This is a genomic window from Virgibacillus natechei, from assembly GCF_026013645.1.
GTDB classification, from domain to species: Bacteria; Bacillota; Bacilli; order Bacillales; family Amphibacillaceae; genus Virgibacillus_L; species Virgibacillus_L natechei.
In genome coordinates this window covers 3,709,299-3,724,553 of record NZ_CP110224.1, presented here as the reverse complement: position 1 = coordinate 3,724,553, position 15,255 = coordinate 3,709,299, and the positions used below count along the sequence as shown (strand labels likewise).

Sequence of the window (15,255 nt, the reverse complement as noted above, 5' to 3'; positions counted from 1 at the left end):
TGTTCGGTTTGCGTTCGGTTCATGAATGCCGATTTGCTTCATAAACTATAAAAAGCAGACATGGAGGGATGAAATTGTCGGAAACAAAGGCACTTAACCATGCAATTGACGAGATAACGGAAATTGCAGCTGGATTTGGACTTGATTTTTATCCGATGCGCTATGAAATATGTCCGGCCGATATTGTTTATACGTTCGGTGCATATGGCATGCCGACTCGGTTTACGCATTGGAGTTTTGGAAAACAGTTTCACAAAATGAAGTTGCATTATGACCTCGGATTGAGTCAAATATATGAGCTTGTTATTAATTCAAATCCTTGCTATGCTTTTTTACTTGATACAAATAGTCTTATCCAAAACAAGCTAATTATTGCCCACGTGCTTGCCCATAGTGACTTTTTCAAACGTAATATTCGGTTTTCCAATACAAGGCGAGACATGGTGGAGAGTATGACGGCAACTGCAGAACGAATAGCAACATATGAGCAAACATATGGAAAAGATGAAGTGGAACGTTTTTTAGATGCTGTTCTGGCTATTCAGGAACATATTGACCCATCGATTGTGAGGCCCAAGTTAACGGCCTATGAACAAGAGGATGATGAGGAGGAGGAAAAAGTTTCCAGTGTAAAAACGCCATATGATGATTTATGGGAACTAGATGAAACACCTACGGATAAAAAGCCGAAAAAGAAAAAAAAGAACAAGAAATTCCCGCCATCTCCAGAGAAAGACCTTTTATTATTTGTAGAAGAGTTCAGTCGCGAACTGGAAGATTGGCAACGTGATATCTTAACGATGATGCGAGAGGAAATGCAGTATTTCTGGCCACAGTTGGAGACGAAAATCATGAACGAAGGTTGGGCATCGTATTGGCATCAAAAAATTGTCAGGGAGCTTGATTTAACATCTGATGAAACGATCGAATTCGCAAAATTAAATTCAGGTGTTGTGCAGCCTTCCAAACAGCAAATCAATCCATACTATCTAGGATTAAAAATGTATGAAGATATTGAGGAGCGTTACAACAATCCAACGAAAGAAATGCGAGAATTAGGTGTTAAGCCAGGTTCAGGCAGGGAGAAAATATTTGAAGTGCGAGAAATCGAGTCAGACATTTCATTTATCAGAAATTATTTAACAAAAGAACTGGTGCAGCGGGAAGATATGTATTTATTTGAAAAACAAGGAAGGGAATATAAGGTTTCCGATAAAGATTATGAAAACGTAAGAGATCAGCTTGTTTCTATGCGGGTGAATGGGGGATTTCCATATATAACAGTTGCGGATGGCGATTATTTGCGGAACGGGGAGCTCTATTTAACGCATGGCTATGAAGGTACAGAACTTGATCTTCCTTATTTAGAAAACGTACTTCCCTATCTCCATCAATTATGGGGGCGCCAAGTCCATATGGAAACTGTTGTAGAGGGCAAGCAGGTCGTTTATACATGCAACGGAGATAAGGTACATCGGCGGCAATCGTAAAATGATTTGCTAGAGTAGGGCGATCGTATAATCATTATCTCCTGCTCTTTTTTTATTCAGGCACTTTTCGTAAGCGTTGGGACTGGGACTGCGGTTACTCGTCCCACCGGAAAACAATTGTTGCTTTTAAAAATTCGTAGTTGATGTAAAAGACGACGTGACTGTTTTCTATAAGTATTTGCTATAAACGCCGTTCGGGATCGCTCTGGGCGGATGCTTTCCGCGGGCACGGCCTCAGCCTCCTCGAGAAAACCGCTCTGCGGGGTCTTCGGACACGTGCTGTTCCCGCAGGAGTCACCGCCCTTCGCTCACCCGAACTGGTGAGGTGGTTCGATGTTTTGAATAGATTGCTAATGCAATTTAGCAGCAGTAACCGGAATACCAGCGAAGGAAATACATGGAGACTCCAGCGGGAGGAAAGGCCTAGGTGAGACCCCTGAGTGCGTTAGCACGAGGAGGCTCATCAGCCGCCCGCGGAAAGCGGAATGTATTTCCGGAGCGAATCCCTGCTCTCAACCAGCGTTTGCATAAGAATTGTCACTACGTCGTCTTTTATAGATTTTGTGCCAAAAATAACTACCTTTTAGGAAACAGCCTTTTTTCAAAAATATTACCATTGTGTTACAACTTAATGTAAAATTAGAAAAATTATAGACTTTCTTCTTTAACGTGGTAAAATTTAGATAAGTACACGATGAGGGGAAATTTTTATGAAGATGTGGATGAGGAAAACAGCCGTTGTTCTTATTACGATTATGACACTTGGAATGTATACACCCTCCGTCCTTTTGCCAACCGAAACAGAGGAACATAAGGGGCGTGAAGATTCCGACGAAAGTGTTGCTAACGCTGTTTCAATAGCCGATGAAGTTGATGAGATAGATGTTACACTTGAACCAGATGATGATTACTTTATCCGTGCGATGACAGAAAAAGCAAAAGAACAGACGCTAACTAAATTAGGACCACGAATTGTAAACCAAGTAGATGATGATTTTACAGAAATGATTTTACCTAAAATGGAAGAAGTACTTGAGGGGATCCTTGCAGAAGCGGGACAGGACAAGCTTGAATATTACGGTATTACAGAACACCCTGCTTCAGGTGAGGGAGAAAGAATTTTTAACATCCACGATTATCACAAGGAACAAGATATTGCAAAATTTCACGTTAGACGTGAGAATCGCCCATTGGAAGGGTACTGGTTTAATTTTCACTATCATTTAAGCGATGATAGCTTTGAAAAGCATCACTTAATCGGGGAAATTTATTGGGATAAAAATATGCCACCAAAGTGGATGGCATGAATGCGAAAAGCGCCAGGTAGCTGGTGCTTTTTTAGTAACTTTATCGTTAGAGGAAGAAAAAATGAGCATGACTCTATTTATGATAAATAGGGCTATCCAATTAGTAAGCACATCAAAACAAAGAGCTCTGCGGATATGGTATATCTTTTAATGAAACCGTTGGAATGGTTCTGCCTTTTTGTATCATATTCCATCGAAAAAAGCCTGAAAACAGAATTTGCATGCAGTATAGTGCGTTGAACAAAGTAGGGATTGGGTATAGAGCATGGGACTAAACTAATTTAAATATTTAAACTTCTATGGTAAAATAATAGTAGGTTATGACTAAAGGAGAGGTATAATATGCGCTGGGATGAAGTGCAAGAGAGGTTCCCTAACGAGTGGGTTGTGCTTGAAGCAACCAAGGCACACTCAAAACAAGGAAAACGATATATTGATGAAGTTATTGTTGTAGACCGATTCCAAGATTCTATTAACGCGATGCATCGGTATGAAGCGTTACACAAAGAAGATCCGCATAAAGAGTACTGCTTTTTCCATACATCACGTGAAGAGCTTGTTGCAGAGGAGAAGTATGCAGGGATTAGAGGGCCTAGATGAAAATAAACATGTGGTATGGGCTTCCTTTTGTACAAATTAAAATAGAGTTTAGTGGAAAAGAACTATTTTTGGATAATGTTCTTTTGGATACTGGTTCAGCAGGATCAATATTTAATTCTGATATAGTTAGGTCGATTGGAGTCTTTCCGGAAAGCAACGATGTTGTTAAAAGAATAAGAGGAATAGGCGGAGTAGAGTATGTTTATACAAAGCATTTGGATAAGATTTATTTTGAAAGATTTAATTTAGAAAACTTTCAAGTTGAAATTGGAAATATGGACTATGGAATGGATATCGACGGGATCCTGGGGTTTGATTTTATCAGTAATTCAAACTTGGTTATCGATACAAGAAAGATGATGGTTTATGGAAATAACGGAGGTGACCCAAATAAGAAATAATCATACAAACAAAGAATTTTTAGAAATGGAAGGTTTCATCCTAAACAGTTTAAAAGAACTTTATGTTTATTATGATATTGGATCACAATCGCAAGCTGATGATAACGCTGAATATTTACTTTCAAAATACGATAGGGAAATACGTTCATTTCTTGATCAGCCATATGGTGGTACTTTTTCTCCAGATGAAATAGCTGAAATGATCTTAACTCAGGAATATAAGAAAAGAAATTCCTCAGAGGAAGCAGCAACATTAGGCCTTATGAAATAAGAACCCCTCATTCGCCCAGATGGCCGAAAAGAGTGGGTTCTTATTTCTTACCTTCGATACACCTCTTCAATTCACACTTCGCTGCTCCTTCTTCCTTTCCGATTTATCAATAATCGATGTACCAGTAAGGTCGCCGGTAATATTCAGGGCTGTGCAACCCATTCCAATCAGTGCATCGACTGCGGTGAGTAAGGCGACTGCTTCCATTGGCAGGCCTAGCTGGACGAATACGGTGGCAATCATAACGATGCCTGCTCCCGGGACGCCAGCTGTTCCAATAGAAGCCAATGTTCCGACCAATACGACTTGTAGCATCTCCGCAAAAGTCAATGGATCCCCAATAATGTTGGCAGCAAATACGGCCGATACGGCAATACGCATCGCTGCTCCATCCATGTTTACCGTTGCACCCAGCGGCAGACTGAATCCATAGAGACTTTTTGACAAACCCATGTTTCTTGCCGCATTCAATGTCAGGGGCAATGTCCCCGAACTGCTTTGGGTAACGAAAGCGGTGATCATCGGTGTGCGTGCATGAGTGAAAAACGTTTTCAGTGGTACTTTAGAAAATAGCATAAAAATAATATAAAAGCCGACCTGTACAATTAATGCAATATAGAGGACACCAACCATACTCCCCAGTGATAATAAGGTATCCATACCTTGATTACCGACTGTTTCTGCGATGATGGCAAAAATCCCAATTGGAACATATTGTAGGATGACCTTCATGATGTTTAAAGTCGCTTCATTTAGTCCATAAATGACTTTATAGACATGTTCGCCGATCTCGTTATGTTCTTTCGAAGACCTCAAAGCAGCTATTGCAATCCCGAAAGCAAGTGCAGTGAAAATGATCCCGAGCAGATTTAGTTCGCTGAAGGCAGTCACAATATTTTCAGGAACAATATTCAACAGAACGCTAATAATACCAGGGTTATCCGGTACATCGAATTCCTGATTTGTATCAAGTGTCATCCCAGTTCCCGGGGAAAAGATACTAGCAACAGCTAATCCGACGGTAATAGCTAAAGCTGAAGTTAGCAGGTAATAGAGAAATACTTTTCCACCCATGCGACCCAGGTTACTGATATTCGTTTGGTTTACCCCGACGATTAACGTGAATAAAATAAGCGGAATAATAAGAAATGTAAGCAAACGAAGTAAAAGATCACCAAATGGTGCTAAAACTGCTGCATCTTGACCAAAGATAAGCCCGACAATAACGCCTAGAATTAAAGCAATCGTAATTTTCAAAATAAGTGAAGCATTGATGTAGCCTCTCCAGATTCTCCTCATTAATGGACTCCTCCCCCTGTAGAGTTCTTGGTATAGGTTATTAATTCAAATAGTATTTTATTCTTATGAAAATAGTATGATTAATATTTTCTAAGATACAGTATAGGGGTCTAAGTGTCAAAAGGATAGCTTTTCTTCTAGTTCAAAATCTTAGAACGCTTTTCGCTGATAAATGATCGTGGTAACTCCCCAGGAAACAGCATAGAAGAATATAACAATCACCGCTGCTCCCGTATATATAACCGGGATGGATAAACTGTAAATAAAATCAGTAATTGCTGTTAAATTCTCTGCCAAAAACAGCACAATAGGTGGTCCTATGCCTGCTAATAGAAGAAAACTAATGAGAACAACATAAAAAATATAGCCTGGCTTAAATATATAAAACAGCGGAAAGGTGAATGAAGCAAACAGCAGGAATAAACCAATAGCAATGGCAATATCTTGAATCGCAAAAGGTGTACTCGAAACAAATAATGCCAGACTTGTCACCCCAATAGCTAAAATCATATAAACAATAGCACCAAAGTAGCGTGATGCGATAATTTCCTTCCGTGTATAAGGTAAGGAATTTAACAAAATATTCGTCTCTGCTTTTTCATCGTAAGCAAATGCATTAAACGGAATAAAAACACTGGCAACGAGAAAAGTCAAAACCGGATGGGAGTCCATAATAACAAAGAATACGATAACAGGAATAAAGGTTAAAAGTAGCCATTTCTGTAATATGACATCACGTCGGATCAAATTAAACATGGTGTATGTCCCCTTTCAAGTAATACATAATATCTTCCAATGATGCTTGTTCAATCACAATCGAATCTCCAAATGTACTTTTGACTGATTGAATATTATCCGTTAATGCTTCAAAGCCTGTTGGTGCACGATGAACATGGAGAAAGTCCTTTTCCGTGTCTCTATCCAAGAGATCCATGCCTCCTTTAACGAGCGCATAGTTTTCAGCTACGTCGTGAATGGACTGATTAAATATTAATTTCCCTCTATTTATAAAAGCAATATAATCTGCGATACGATTTAAATCTGTTGTAATATGCGTAGAGAAGAAAATGGTACGATTCCCATCAATCATTAATTCCTGCAGGAGATCCAACAGCTCTCGTCTAAAAATAGGGTCTAAGCCTGCTGTCGGCTCATCCATAATGATCAGCTCTGCATGATGGGACAGGGCGATCGCCAATGATGCCTTCATTTGCATCCCTTTTGACAAAGTCTTCATCGCCTTATTTAGCGGTAAATCGAATTGCTCCACATAGTGATAAAATAATCCATCATCCCAGTGTTTGTATGCTGGTCCAACAATGCGTTTTATATCTTTTAAGTTCAGCCCTTCAAAAAATACATTGCCATCGTATACAAACCCAATACGCTCCTTGATTTCCTTCTCATGGGTCTTGTAGTCCAATCCGAAAAGCTTAACTTCCCCGGAATCCGGCCTTAATAGATTCATCATCATTTTTATTGTTGTCGACTTGCCAGCACCGTTTGCTCCAATGAATCCCGTTACGAAACCTTTCTTCAGTTGTAAATCAATATTTTTAACGGAAAACCCTTTGAAATTTTTCGTTACGTTGTTTAATTCAACCACATTGTCCATTCCTTTCACTCCTCGTATAAAATCTTCAATAATTGCTGTAATTCATCAAGTGACAGTCCAATTTCTCTACTGTTCGTTATGACCGCACTAAGCTGCTCCTCAATGACCTTCAGTTTCTTCTCTCTCATGACCTCAAAATTTTGTTCCGCGACGAAAGAACCTTTTCCGACAATGGAATAGATAAAGCCCGCCTTCTCCAATTCCTCATAGGCACGCTTCGTCGTTATCACACTAATTTTTAAATCTTTTGCGAGTTGACGTATAGAAGGTAGAGACGCCCCCTCCTGTAATTCACCTGTTAAAATAGAAGCTTTAATTTGATTCGTAATTTGTTCATAAATTGGCTCCTTTGAACTGTTGGAAATAATGATTTGCATACCAATCCCTCTTCTTTATTTTTTTGTCTATTTTTTAGAAAACATTCTAAAAAAAATGTCCTGTACGGCTTGAATTAGTATAGCAATGACGTGAATTGTCACGCACAAATTAAAAAATGGATAAGCGTAAGGGGTAATCCATTCTGTAAAGAGCCTAGAGTCCAAAATCCATCTTCCCAGCCTGGCGCCTAAGTTGCCGCTATCGTTAATGTTTGGCTCCAGAAAAGTGCCATCAACGACGAAAAAGATTAATTGGACGATAAGAAATATACCAATAGTGATGATCCAGCGTCTTGCTAGCTTAGGTGTTTTTTTAGTGTCTGACATTTGCGTACTGCTCACCCGCCCTTTTTATATAATGTATATATACTATATGCACATTATATACACATGAAAAGAATTGTGCAACTAGAAAATTTTACAGATACCTTAAACCAATTCATCTGTGCAATTGTCCCGCATACCTAAAAAATTGCATAGGATAGTAGCAGTAATGTAGGTAAGGGGTGTAATATCAAATGGGATTGTATATCAATCAGGATAATCATACGGATATCTTTAAAAATAATACCGTGATTAATGAACCAAATCAGGGTATTTTCATACGAAACCATATGGCTGAAATGATTGAGGAGCAGCAAAAAGTAAATCAAGCACTACATCGCTCGTTCCATGGATTGAAAAATCTGCAGGAACAGCAAGGAATCGTGCAGACGGGTAGATGGCAGGAAGTGGGTGGCCGTTTAAATGAACTGAAGGAAATGAATTTGCAGCAGGAAAAGTTGGAAGGTCAGGTGTTGGAGCGGCTACAAAAATTAGAAAATGAAAATGTGTCCGAACAGGAATTCATGGAGCAAATTAACAGGATGAGGCAATCACAGCAAGCAGTTGAAAACCAACTGGAAACGTATGGGCTGTCAAACGAGCAGTTATCTGTGAAAATGGATGAACAGACCGCCCTGCAAAAACAGATGGTCGAAGAAATTTCGAATCAGGAGAATAGCAATGAAGAAGTGTTAAGCCGACTGGAAAACCAGGAAGCGTTAATGGAGAAAGTCGTGCGGCAGCTTGATCACTTTCGCTCCATTCTTTTCGAGCGAACCAATTTTTTGGCAGAAAAAATGGAGGATGGTTATCACCTCACCTCTTCTTATGTGAACCAATTAATGAGTGGATCGGATCAGCCCATGACATTTTTTATGACGAACCGGAAGCAGGAAAAGGATTCCGACTAGAAGAGAAACCCAACCGAATGTATCGGTTGGGTTAAATGTTTTATCGAGCTTATCTGTTCATTTATTCCTTATTTACATTCCCTAGTTCCACTTCTCTTAGCCCATTCAAATCCACTACCTGTTCATGATCCATTTCATCAAGCGGAAAAACAGTTGCTGTTTCATCGTCGGCATTTAATGCTTGTATATATACGGGTATACCATGGTAATTAACGTTGATCATTACATAGGAATCCAGTATTTCCTCTGCTTTTTGTTTGTCCATAAGATATAATCCCCCTTTGTAAAAGGATATATCTTATTTTTCGCTATGGCTTAGCAACTATACGAGGAAGCAAAACCCATTTCGCGGGGCAGGGACACTGTCCCTTTTCTCTTGAACATATAAGCATATTCTTATATGGTTATAAAAGAAAAAATGGAGGTGTTCATCATGTTAAAAACAGAAATTGAAATGGATCAGGCGGCTACTATTTTGAAGTTATTAGGAGATAAAACGCGCTTAACCATGATGAAAATACTTACGATTCAGGAGTGCTGTGTTTGCGAATTTGTGGATATTTTTAAAATGAGTCAACCTTCCATCAGTCAACATCTCCGTAAATTGAAAGATATCGGATTGGTTATAGAAGATAGGAGAGGACGATGGATCTTTTACTCGATCAATACAAATCATGCATCTTATCCGTTTGTTCAAGCGCTACTTCAGCAACTGCCGGATCAGACATTTAAATTAAAAGAACTGGATGAACAGGGGACACGGATTTCTTGTTGTTAAATTGGGGGTAAATGGTTTTGTCTTTATCAGTAGTACTAGCAGTTTTTATTTTCTTAGTAACACTAATTCTCGTTATTTGGCAACCGAGAGGGTTATCAATCGGCTGGTCCGCAATTGGCGGTGCTGTTATCGCCTTACTCGTAGGTGTGGTGGGATTTAATGATGTCATCGAAGTAACCGGAATTGTTTGGAACGCAACTTTAGCCTTTGTAGCTATTATCCTTATCTCCTTAATATTGGATGAAATTGGATTATTTGAATGGGCAGCGCTTCATATGGCGAGGATTGCAAATGGAAATGGAATAAAAATGTTCGTCTATATTAGTCTTTTAGGTGCTGTTGTGGCTGCGCTTTTCGCAAATGATGGAGCGGCATTGATCCTTACACCGATTGTTCTTGCAATGGTTCGTAATTTGAACTTTAGTGAGAAGATGATCTTTCCGTTTATCATGGCAAGTGGATTTATAGCAGATACTACGTCCTTGCCGTTTGTGGTGAGTAACCTTGTTAATATTGTATCAGCAGACTTTTTTGATATCGGGTTTGTGGAATATGCATCACGAATGATGATCCCGAATCTCTTTTCATTGACGGCAACGATTCTCGTATTATTCCTTTATTTTCGAAAAAGTATCCCGAAAACATATGATCTATCGAAGTTAAGTGAACCGAAAGAAGCCATTAAGGATCCAAAAATGTTCCGTCTTTCCTGGTATGTGCTTGGTGTATTGCTTGTTGGCTATTTTTTAAGTGAATTCATCCAAGTCCCAGTTTCAATCGTGGCAGGTATTGTAGCGATATTCTTTGTAATGATGGCCAGAAAGAGTAAGGCCGTTGATACCAAAGCGGTTATTAAAGGAGCACCATGGGATATCGTTTTTTTCTCGATCGGGATGTATGTGGTGGTATACGGACTGGGAAATGCCGGGCTTACAGATGCGTTAGCTACTGTTATCCAGGCAGCAGCTGAACAGGGCTTATTTATTGCTACGTTTGTGATGGGCTTTATTGCAGCGTTTCTCTCATCCATTATGAATAATATGCCAACGGTTATGATTGATGCCTTGGCGATCGCAGAAACGGATACGTCCGGTGTTATTCGCGAAGCGCTTGTCTATGCGAATGTGGTTGGTTCAGATTTAGGGCCGAAAATAACCCCGATCGGTTCCTTGGCCACCTTAGTATGGCTCCATGTTTTATCACAAAAAGGGGTTAAAATTTCGTGGGGGACGTATTTTAAAACAGGTATTATTGTAACAGTACCAATCCTGCTTTTCACACTCTTGGGATTGTATCTGACCTTATTATTTACGTAAGGCTCTTTTCATAAGTATTGTTGCTTTTAAATTCGGAATTGATATAAACTGCGATGTACCTGCCAGGTTGATTTTCGCTGCGTACAGTCGCTTTCCGCGGGCACGGCTTCAGCCTCCTCGCGGAAGACCACCGCTGCGGGGTCTTCAGACACGTGCTGGGGCTGCGCGTAAATGCTCGCCCCACCGAAAAACATTGTTCCCGCAGGAGTCGACTGTTCTCCGCTCCAATCAACCATCATAAAGTGCATGACTATTATGTGATAAAATGAAGTATATTGCAATGTTCATATCAGCGTAGTGTATTTCCGTAGCGGTAAGTAACGTCACATAGATTTTGTGTCAAAACGAAAACAGACTACATAAAAAAGGAGAATGTAATAATGGCTAAAAAAACAATCTATTTCTTATGTACTGGTAATTCCTGCAGAAGTCAAATGGCTGAAGGTTGGGCGAAAGAGTATCTAGGTGAGGACTGGGATGTTAGAAGTGCAGGTATTGAAGCGCATGGCTTAAACCCTAATGCGGTGAAAGTGATGCGTGAAGCGGGCATCGATATTTCGGGTCAAAAATCAGAAACGATTGATGCAGAAGTTTTAAATAACGCTACTTTAGCTGTCACGCTTTGTGCTGATGCAGCTGATAAATGTCCGGTGACGCCTCCTCAAGTAAAGCGAGAGCATTGGGGATTTGAGGATCCGGCCAGAGCTGAAGGAACAGATGTGGAAAAATGGCAAGTATTCCAGCGAGTGCGTGATGAAATCGGCGAGCGGATAAAAAGCTTTGCGGAAACGGGTGAATAGTGGGCCCCCTTGTCCAACATGCCGGCTCGCGCTGGGACAATGAACCTGTCCCCCTGTCCCTCCAATTTTTCTAAAAAACTCATTAATATTGAAGTTATGTATAAACTAAAAGGAGTTTAGGTTAAATATTCAAGGAGGAACACGCTCGTGATCATAGCGATCATCCTATTACTATTCGTCTCATTTTTCTTTTCAGGCAGTGAAACAGCATTAACGGCAACGAACAAAATGAAGCTTCAAACAAGAGCTGACAATCAAGATAAAAAAGCCGGGAAGCTATTAAAAGTGGTGTCTAAGCCGGAGGAGTTTATTACTGCTATATTAATCAGTAACAATGTCTCCAACATCGTGCTGCCAACACTTGTTACGATGCTAGCAGTTGAATATGGATTTAATGTGGCACTTGCTTCAGCCATTTTGACAGTAGCGATTATCATCTTCTCCGAAGTAATTCCAAAGTCAGTAGCTGCTGCATTTCCTGAACGCATCTCCTTTCTTGTTCACCCTGTTATTCGGGGTGTCATGTTTATCTTAAAGCCGCTGACGCTTTTACTTAACGGGATGACAGGGTTTATCATTCGTCTGCTCTCCAAGGGGCAGGAGAACAATGCTTCTGTGTCTAAAGCGGAAATACGGTCCATGGTTGAGGTAGCCAGAACAGAAGGGGTTTTTAAACGGGAAGAATCCTATCATATTAAAGGCGTACTTGATTTTTATAATTTAGATGTGAAAGATGTAATGAAAACACCACGGGTCGAATTGGTAGCCCTTCCGCATACAGCTGATTATGAAGAGGCGAGAAATATAGCCATTCAGAATCCGTACACAAGGTACCCAATTTATAAAGGAAATATGGATGTACTTGTTGGGATTTTTCATTCCAAATACCTGCTGTCCTGGTCGATCAAACCAGAAAAGTCGCTTCAATCTTTTAGTGACATGGATCCGATGGTTGTCTATGAATTTCATTCAATTGAGTGGGTTTTCCGGAAAATGACTCAAGAGAAGAAGCATATGGCGGTTGTATTGGATGAGTACGGTGGAACGGAAGGCGTACTCACACATGAGGATATAATCGAGTCTATGATTGGCTTGGAAATTGAAGACGAAATGGATCATGCAAATGATACGCTCGTGGAAAAAGTCACAGATAAAGAAATAATTTGTGATGGGAAAATTCCGCTTCATCGATTAAATTCAATCTTTCTCACAAAAATTCCGGAAGAGGAAGATGTTTTAAATGGTTACCTGTTAAAAGAGTTAAATCACTTCCCTGAGGAGGGTGAAATACTGGAGAAGTATGATCTGGATTTTAGGATTCTGGAAGTCGAAGGAAGAACGATAAAACGGGTTCAGATCGTGAAGAAATAATGGGGAAGCTAAATGCTAAATAGCTACCCCGTTATTAAATAGTGGAATGAAGAAAAGAGACAGGTGCTTTTTCACGTGTCTAGTTCTTCTAAGATTTTTCCAATTTCCTTGTCGTTTATCACTTCATCTGCGTAAATATCAAAATCGGTTTCTTCCATATTGATAATTACTAATTTTGCTCCATTTTCTTTTGCGATAAGTGGGAAATGGTTTGCTGGTGTTACGCTTAAAGATGAACCTAATACGATAAATAAATCAGCTTTTACAGATTCTTTGTGCGCAAATTGAAAGGCGTCTTCTGGTAAGGATTCGCCAAATAAGATAATAGATGGACGCAATATACCGCCACAGCTGCAATAATAATCCCGGTTGATATATTCTTCACTGCTGTAGACTTTCCCACATGACTGACAATGCAGATTTTGCAATGTACCGTGTAACTCCGCAACCTGGTTACTCCCTGCACGCTGATGAAATCCATCTACATTTTGAGTAATGATTGACTGGATGAGCCCCTCTCTTTCCCATTTGGCCAAGATATCATGCCCAATATGTGGCTTATAATCCTTCACACCAAGGACTCTATCTCGATAAAAATCTATAAATTCCGTGACATTATGGTTTAATGCATCCGTGCTTGCTATTTTGCTTGGATCTTTTTTATTCCATAATCCATTACCTGCAGATCGAAAGTCAGGCAATCCACTTTCTGTTGACATGCCTGCTCCTGTATAAACGACTGTATAGTTTGATTCATTCAACCATTTTTTTAGCATAATTTCCTCCTTGGTCTCACTGAAACCCTTGTTCTCATTATACCATAATAGGTGATGTTCAAAAAGTCCGGTAAAAATGACACATCGTAGGGGATCTTCTGCTAAAACGTGCTAGTGTCGGTGTTGCCACAAATGTTTTCGGTGGGGCGAGCATTTACGCGCATTCCCAGGACGTGGTGAACTTAACCGACGCGGTCCTATTTATCCTCCTTTTGAACACGCACTAATAGTAAATTGTTGTTTAAAAAATTGTATTCAGTTGAACAATAGAGATAGGTGAAGCTATCCTAGTCTGAGTTCTCGGCCTTCACATCCTTGAGGTTGGGGTCTCTCGCGTATTCGAAAAAACGATTTAAAAGTGACAAAAATTCAACATATGGCAACAACAGGCCTAAGTGGATTGACATGTGACACGTTGTCATATAAAATAAAAAACAGTAACAATGACATTGTGTCACTTTTAAAGAACCGGAGGAAAGAAAGTGCCTAAACGAACGTTTTATAACCTACCTGAGAGTAAGAAACTAACATTGATACATGCAGCCAAGCAGGAATTTTCAAGGGCGCCATTATATAAAGCTTCGATAACCAATATTGTGAATCTGGCAGGAATACCACGAGGAAGTTTTTATCAGTACTTTGAGAATAAAGATGATGCTTTTTTCTATATATTAGATGCCCAAACCAAGGCACGCAGAGCAAATTTTGTGTTTCTCCTGAAAAAATATGAGGGTGATTTATTTGATGCGATGACGGAAATGTTTCGATTAACACTGCAAGAACCAACAACAGAGGAAGACCTCAACTTCATGAAAAATGCCATGTTAAATATGACGGATAAAATTGACGATGCATTCACGAGAATCTTCAATGACACGGACTCCACCGAACAACGCAAGGAAATTAGCCAACTAATTAATAAGCAGAATTTGAATATTTTAGAGGAAGAAGAGTTATTCTATATCATGCAAATAATTACCTCGGTTATTTTCCGTAACTTTGTAGAGAAATTCGCCAAAAATTTATCAGATGAACAAGCGATGGAAAATTATCAGAAAGAAATGAACCTTTTAAAAAATGGGCTATACAAGCCAGTTGAACAGAAATAGGAAATACGAAATAATAAGGTATCAACAACGATTGCCTTAAAATAATTTACTAATAGTGGGGTATGATAAATGAGTGTAATGGTATATGGAGCACCATGTTCATCGACTAGAAAAGCTAAGCAATGGTTAACAAAACACGGAATATCTTATGTGGAGAGACATATCTTAAAAAATCCTTTAACCGTTAATGAACTTCATGATGTCCTTCGTATGACACTGGATGGAACAGATGAAATTATTGCGACAAGATCCAATACGTACAAGGATCTTAATTTAGACCTGGATACACTTCCTCTACAGCAATTACTACAGTTAATTAATAAGCACCCAGGGTTATTGAAGAGTCCAATTATTATGGACGAAAAAAGAATACAAATTGGCTACCATGAGGAAGACATTCGTCAATTTCTACCGAGAAAAACCCGGGATTATCAGTGGTTACAGTGGCAAAAGAACCACCTTAGACTGGCAGAAGGATGAAAATTGAGGCGAAATGAAAAGCAAGATTGA

General features: G+C 39.5%; 20 protein-coding genes. 13 read left to right on the top strand and 7 right to left on the bottom strand.

Translation table 11 applies throughout. The annotated features are described in order from the left end of the window. Positions 1-68: 68 nt before the first annotated feature. The 6 genes from OLD84_RS18610 to OLD84_RS18590 all read left to right on the top strand — a co-directional run bounded on the left by OLD84_RS18610 (position 69) and on the right by OLD84_RS18590 (position 4,069). Positions 69-1,490: a SpoVR family protein gene (locus OLD84_RS18610; protein ID WP_209463321.1), complete on the top strand. Its 1,422-nt coding sequence runs from the start codon at positions 69-71 to the stop codon at positions 1,488-1,490. Between the two features lie 710 nt (positions 1,491-2,200). After that, the gene (locus OLD84_RS18605; protein ID WP_209463322.1) at positions 2,201-2,797 is read left to right on the top strand and encodes a YpjP family protein; all 597 of its coding nucleotides are present in this window, start codon (positions 2,201-2,203) and stop codon (positions 2,795-2,797) included. A gap of 135 nt (positions 2,798-2,932) precedes the next feature. Further along, a complete protein-coding gene (locus OLD84_RS19550) occupies positions 2,933-3,037 on the top strand; it encodes a hypothetical protein (protein WP_390336835.1) in 105 nt (34 codons plus the stop codon). A gap of 102 nt (positions 3,038-3,139) precedes the next feature. Then, positions 3,140-3,397 (top strand): hypothetical protein, encoded by a 258-nt coding sequence (locus OLD84_RS18600; protein ID WP_209463323.1) that lies wholly within the window; start codon positions 3,140-3,142, stop codon positions 3,395-3,397. Further along, on the top strand, positions 3,394-3,798 hold the full coding sequence (locus tag OLD84_RS18595; RefSeq protein ID WP_209463324.1) for a retropepsin-like aspartic protease: 405 nt from the start codon (positions 3,394-3,396) through the stop codon (positions 3,796-3,798). The genes OLD84_RS18600 and OLD84_RS18595 overlap by 4 nt, the downstream gene beginning before the upstream one ends. Further along, on the top strand, positions 3,764-4,069 hold the full coding sequence (locus OLD84_RS18590; protein ID WP_209463325.1) for a hypothetical protein: 306 nt from the start codon (positions 3,764-3,766) through the stop codon (positions 4,067-4,069). The genes OLD84_RS18595 and OLD84_RS18590 overlap by 35 nt, the downstream gene beginning before the upstream one ends. 66 nt (positions 4,070-4,135) lie before the next feature. Here the strand turns inward: OLD84_RS18590 and OLD84_RS18585 are convergent, their stop codons facing one another. From OLD84_RS18585 to OLD84_RS18565, 5 genes are all read right to left on the bottom strand, one after another. After that, a complete protein-coding gene (locus OLD84_RS18585) occupies positions 4,136-5,368 on the bottom strand; it encodes a dicarboxylate/amino acid:cation symporter (RefSeq protein WP_209463326.1) in 1,233 nt (410 codons plus the stop codon). 150 nt (positions 5,369-5,518) lie between these two features. Next, positions 5,519-6,124: an ABC-2 transporter permease gene (locus tag OLD84_RS18580; protein ID WP_209463327.1), complete on the bottom strand. Its 606-nt coding sequence runs from the start codon at positions 6,122-6,124 to the stop codon at positions 5,519-5,521. Next, a complete protein-coding gene (locus tag OLD84_RS18575; protein WP_209463328.1) occupies positions 6,117-6,983 on the bottom strand; it encodes an ABC transporter ATP-binding protein in 867 nt (288 codons plus the stop codon). Before OLD84_RS18575 ends, OLD84_RS18580 begins: the two co-directional genes overlap by 8 nt. Positions 6,984-6,988: 5 nt before the next feature. After that, on the bottom strand, positions 6,989-7,360 hold the full coding sequence (locus OLD84_RS18570) for a GntR family transcriptional regulator (RefSeq protein WP_209463329.1): 372 nt from the start codon (positions 7,358-7,360) through the stop codon (positions 6,989-6,991). A gap of 27 nt (positions 7,361-7,387) precedes the next feature. Next, positions 7,388-7,687: a YfzA family protein gene (locus OLD84_RS18565; RefSeq protein ID WP_209463330.1), complete on the bottom strand. Its 300-nt coding sequence runs from the start codon at positions 7,685-7,687 to the stop codon at positions 7,388-7,390. Positions 7,688-7,878: 191 nt separating this feature from the next. Here OLD84_RS18565 and OLD84_RS18560 point away from each other — a divergent pair, with 191 nt between their 5' ends. Next, positions 7,879-8,595, top strand: coding sequence for a hypothetical protein (locus tag OLD84_RS18560; RefSeq protein ID WP_209463331.1), 717 nt, complete (start codon positions 7,879-7,881; stop codon positions 8,593-8,595). Positions 8,596-8,656: 61 nt separating this feature from the next. Here OLD84_RS18560 and OLD84_RS18555 read toward each other — a convergent pair whose 3' ends face one another. Beyond that, positions 8,657-8,860, bottom strand: a complete 204-nt coding sequence (locus OLD84_RS18555; protein ID WP_209463332.1) for an H-type small acid-soluble spore protein — start codon at positions 8,858-8,860, stop codon at positions 8,657-8,659. A 168-nt stretch (positions 8,861-9,028) separates the two neighbouring features. On the opposite strand from OLD84_RS18555, the gene OLD84_RS18550 reads away from it, so the two are divergent. The 4 genes from OLD84_RS18550 to OLD84_RS18535 all read left to right on the top strand — a co-directional run bounded on the left by OLD84_RS18550 (position 9,029) and on the right by OLD84_RS18535 (position 12,860). Next, complete coding sequence (locus tag OLD84_RS18550) at positions 9,029-9,373, top strand: ArsR/SmtB family transcription factor (RefSeq protein WP_209463333.1); 345 nt, start codon at positions 9,029-9,031, stop codon at positions 9,371-9,373. A 17-nt stretch (positions 9,374-9,390) separates the two neighbouring features. Continuing rightward, positions 9,391-10,689: an arsenic transporter gene (locus OLD84_RS18545; protein WP_390336832.1), complete on the top strand. Its 1,299-nt coding sequence runs from the start codon at positions 9,391-9,393 to the stop codon at positions 10,687-10,689. Positions 10,690-11,069: 380 nt separating this feature from the next. Continuing rightward, complete coding sequence (gene arsC, locus OLD84_RS18540; protein ID WP_209463335.1) at positions 11,070-11,489, top strand: arsenate reductase (thioredoxin); 420 nt, start codon at positions 11,070-11,072, stop codon at positions 11,487-11,489. 147 nt (positions 11,490-11,636) lie between these two features. Beyond that, entirely contained in the window at positions 11,637-12,860 is a 1,224-nt protein-coding gene (locus tag OLD84_RS18535) for a hemolysin family protein (RefSeq protein ID WP_209463336.1), read from the top strand. A 71-nt stretch (positions 12,861-12,931) separates the two neighbouring features. Here the strand turns inward: OLD84_RS18535 and OLD84_RS18530 are convergent, their stop codons facing one another. Then, positions 12,932-13,636: an NAD-dependent protein deacylase gene (locus OLD84_RS18530; RefSeq protein ID WP_209463337.1), complete on the bottom strand. Its 705-nt coding sequence runs from the start codon at positions 13,634-13,636 to the stop codon at positions 12,932-12,934. Between the two features lie 482 nt (positions 13,637-14,118). On the opposite strand from OLD84_RS18530, the gene OLD84_RS18525 reads away from it, so the two are divergent. Then, entirely contained in the window at positions 14,119-14,745 is a 627-nt protein-coding gene (locus OLD84_RS18525) for a TetR/AcrR family transcriptional regulator (protein WP_209463338.1), read from the top strand. Positions 14,746-14,814: 69 nt separating this feature from the next. Beyond that, entirely contained in the window at positions 14,815-15,225 is a 411-nt protein-coding gene (spx, locus tag OLD84_RS18520; protein ID WP_209463339.1) for a transcriptional regulator Spx, read from the top strand. Positions 15,226-15,255 lie beyond the last annotated feature (30 nt).